Genomic DNA, 4,427 nt, shown 5'->3' with positions numbered 1-4,427 from the left:
TCCAGCCGCTGTTCAATGGGGAGCTGAGCCTCCAGCAGTTTCAGAAACTCAGCCGGTGCCTGAACCGGAATGACCGGATAACTTTTATCCGGGCTCTGGGGCAATGTCCGAATGCGGGACAAAAGACGGCCTAATGGCCGGATTGCATCGGGATGGCGGGACGAAAGGGATTTGGGGGCGGCCATAATGGACTCAGCTTTACCGAGCTCAGCTATTTCAGGCTCAATACTGTCAGGCTCAACACTGTCAGCTGAACGATCACTCCGAGCATCCTGCTGCTGTTGCCAGCGCTGGAACCATGAACCCTGGTCAGGCAGTCGGTCAGTAGGCCAGACTATATGCAGCTGGCAGTTGGGCAGAGCTTTTTTCTGGCCGTAAATCCAGAGATAGGGCTCAGGTGCCAGTAGTGACTCCAGATGCCCTGCCAGGGTCGGAGTATGCTCCAGCCCGGTCAGCACCACCGGTTGACCCTTAAGGAGTTGTGTCAATAACGGGGTTGCTCTCAGCTGGAAACGCAACTTGCCTGACAGTTTCAGCTTGCTGGTAAACCAGAGCTCCTCCCATTGCTGCCCGGAGGCCAGTCGATAACAATGTGCAGCAACATTGGCAACACTGCCGGTATACAGCCTGACAACACTGTCACCGGAGGGTTCTGGCAAAGTGCCTGTCACCAATCCGGGGGCGACGGGCAGAGATTCCGTCCGATGTTTCAGGATCAGCCATTGTTCATCGGTCAGCTCACCGCTAATCAACAGCTGGTCAAATTCGCTGGCCATCTTATGAAAGGTATCGGTCTTTTGCAGGGTGTTTTCCTGTGCGGACAGATCACTGAAGATCCCGTCGAAATTGTGGGTATTGATAACCCCGCAGGTTTTACCGGGTAACACCGGTGTGTTGTTGATTGCTTGTTTGAATGCCGTAATATTTGCTGTCGGAGTGTGATATTGCTGCAAGACCAGCGACGCTGGCAACTCCACCCGTTCACCATTGGCGATGAAGTAGCCTTGCTCAAAAATATCAGACAAATGTTGCCAGAATGGGCTTTTGGCATCCGGTGGGTCCACCAGGCAGATGGTCACAGGGTCAGGCTGGCTGCTGATCACTCCGTTGCGAAAATACTGTTCTCCATTATTGTTGATGGCCAGGTTGCCAAACAGGCTGGCAAAGACATCCTGACCCGCACAGTGAATCAGCAAACTCCCCGGCTCTGGCGGCTCCGTGCGCTGGCTTACTGACCAGGATGGTACAGCGGCCGGGGTGACATTGAAGGTTGCTGAAGAGGATCTGTCCCGGGCAAATACACGACGCCAGAAATCCGGTCCGGGAGCATCAGGCTGATTTATTAAATTGTTTTTGGCCAGAACAACCCGACTGACTGTCGTGCTGATGGGGATGCCATCCAGCCGGGGAGGATTCTCCAACAGCTCATTCAATGAGGCCAGCTGTCTGGGCCTGAGATTGTCACAATCGAAAACCAGGGTGATGGGCACTGACTGATAAAGAAGCCCGGGACGCTCGTTTTTTTGTCCGGGAGTTGGATAATAGTACAGCCTTCTTAACGGGTGATGATCCAGGTCGTTCGGATGCCGGATCATAAAAAGAAACCCGGTGCCTGTCTTTTGCCGATAGAAACGGATCAGTTCATCCTTCGCATCACTGGATTCAAAAAAATGAAACGCATCACCAACCAGCAATGCCGATTGCTTCAGGTGACCGATGCAATCTGTGATGGGCGTGACGTTTCGGATTGGGCTGGTATGCGCACTATCTGCTAATGCCTGTTGGACTAAATATGCCTGCTCATTTTTGACGGACAAAACCTCAGTTATGAGCATTTTTTTACGGATTTTACTGAGCTGTGGAGGATCACCTGTAGAATTTGCCGGCCTTTTTTGTGCTTTTACAACAGGATGATCACCGGGTTGCTGATTGTCATTGTGCACATTAACCACGGCACCGGGCTGAATAGGAAGCATGAAAAAAGTACTTTTCTGATGGTAATTGCGGTCAGTCAGCCAATTTAGATGGTGTAAACCGGCAACAGTTCCTTTGTACTTAGACTCATATCAATACCTGCTTAAAATGGTTGCATCATGTTCATTGAGCAGGCGTTTTAGGGTTCCCAGCGAATCCCGGCAATCCAGGGTAATACCCGGAGAAAAAATCCCACTGCCGATCAGGTCGAAATTTTGCCCTGCCGAACTTTCAAAGATGGTTACCCGGTCACGGAAGTTGCCAACGATCAGGACCCGTAATCTTTTCAGGTCGTTACATATCACCGGGGTATATATTTCCGCAGAGCGTTTATCGCTGATCAGACGAATTAACTGTCGGTTATTTTCTGCATCATTGATGTGATCCCCTGAGATACCCATTCTCGGGGTCTCAGGGAACTCCTCATGAAACGTTGCTCCAGTCAGTTTGTTGGTGCTTTTAAGGAGGGTGAGCAACGCCTTGTCGATCAAAAACCGGGCGGACAGTATCAGGGTATTGGTTTCCTGGTAGAACGTTGATTTTTGCGGGAAACAGGGCTCACCACGGATCAGTCGGGCAATATCCGGTTTGCCCCGGGAGGCATGACTCCAAAAAACTTCGGTAGCCGCCACCTGTGGCAATTTTTCCCGGGAGTACAGCAGGGAAAAATGGCCGGCCTCCGGACTGTCGTGGACATTTTTCAGATAGACTTTATCGATGGACTCAAGCCGGAACAGGCGCTGGCTTATTTGTTGAGCCATGCCATTATGATCAAAATTGAGCCGGATAATGGTCTGCAGGCTTTGCACAGGCAGGACGGGAAAATCATTCGGGCTTTGCAAATACAGTTGCCAGGCAAACTCCGACCACTCACAGAAAAGACGCCAGTTGCGAGACCGGTTCTCGGTTGACCTGATGAGCATACAGTGGCTCCAACCGATAATGGCTTTTTTTTCCGGGGGGGCCAGGGTGGCAAAATGGTCAATGGCATGTCGGGCCGCCAGCAAATATTGTTCTGGTACCAAATCGCAGGCAATATCCATTGCAAAGACATAACGTTCGCGGTTTGGCGATACTTGGTAAGTCCGTTCTGATAGTAACCCCCTGAACAAGGGGATAGGGCGGAAATTTTTCCGGAACTTTTCCAGAACGGTGTCCTGGATTTGTTTTATCGCCTCTTGGGGTAATTCAGATTGAGTACACTTGTGTTGCTCGAGCAGAGAAGCAGCCAGTGACAATATCCCGTTCCAGCCATCAGCGGCTCCGTCCTGAGCGTAAGGCGAATTGACGGGTTCCACTGGCGCTGACTTGAAAATATTGTGCCATTCCGGCTCTGATGAGTAACTGTGGGTTGCGTCGGTACCCCCCAAATCACACAGTCGCCAACCATTGTGGGATCTGACCTCAACAAAACTGTGTGTGAACGATTCTACTATTCGGGCCTCAATACACCAGTAAAGACAGAGTAATTGAAACAGAAACCCACGATGGCGGCAGGTTCCCTGTTGCTCCTGCAACAATTGCTTGACCAGGGTGATGCCGGTTTCTTCAAAAGTACGATCGTAAGAAAAAGCTCTGAACCAATCGACAAGGGCCAGTAGCCGTTCGGACAGATTCTCTATCTGCCCTATTTCCCGCAACTTCCGGTATCCCGGAAAGTGAGTAGGGTCCCCGCTGAACACCTCCTGATCCAGATGTACTTTGATCAGCGGAGGGCACCGCAGGGGCTGTGTATTGATGGGATCATCAGCCGTTAACGGCTGAAAATAAGTCAGATCGGGCTTAATAATAAAATCCACCGTCACCGGTTCCGTGAGTCCGGAACGAAGAAAGTATTGGTCGGTGTGCGTATCCCGTGCCAGCTGCGTCTGTTTCGGAATGGATCTCAGACCGGTCAACCGGTCGTTGGGGGTCAGCGATGGCAATGGTTGCCAATTGCTGCCCGGTTTCAGTGTCATGCGCCCGGGGGTTTCACCGGTTTTCAGATCGGTTCGCCCGGTTAACAGGGGCAAAAAATTGCTCTGATCCATGGGATGCATTGGTAACGGGCTTTTAACTAACGTCTGGTCAGTGGTCACATCGGCTGTGAACAGCTTCAGTCGATACCGATCGATACACCATTGACGGGGAAAAAACCGGGTTACCTGGAAGTTGATACACACATCATGAGGCGTGCCCTGGCTGAAAATCTCCGGTGAATTAGTGGCCGGACCTCTGGAAGATCCATTTTTTGATGACTGTACAACAATATAGGGCCACTGGAATGTGCTTGTACGGTTTTTCAGATAGGGTTGCCACTCCCAGCTCAGACCCTCAGGCCACCGACCCATGGGGATTCTGCCCAATCGATCGGCCGCCAGCAACAGCTGCGGCAACGTCAGTTCAAGGGGAATACGTTGCTGTCGGAAATCATCGTTAAGGGCACTGGCGCAATCGGTCAGCCACCGACTCAG

2 protein-coding genes are annotated in these 4,427 nt (G+C 51.4%); both read right to left on the bottom strand.

Going from position 1 to position 4,427, the window contains the following annotated elements:
• On the bottom strand, window positions 1-1,976 hold a 1,976-nt coding region (locus J7438_RS24610; protein ID WP_209278691.1), incomplete at its 3' end, for a hypothetical protein.
• A gap of 90 nt (window positions 1,977-2,066) precedes the next feature.
• On the bottom strand, window positions 2,067-4,427 hold a 2,361-nt coding region (locus J7438_RS24605), incomplete at its 5' end, for a transglutaminase domain-containing protein (protein ID WP_209278690.1).

The organism is Thalassotalea sp. G20_0 (assembly GCF_017744175.1).
GTDB lineage: Bacteria > Pseudomonadota > Gammaproteobacteria > Pseudomonadales > Endozoicomonadaceae > Endozoicomonas.
The sequence above is the reverse complement of the archived record's forward strand: the minus strand, read 5'-3'. Positions and strand labels throughout refer to the sequence as shown.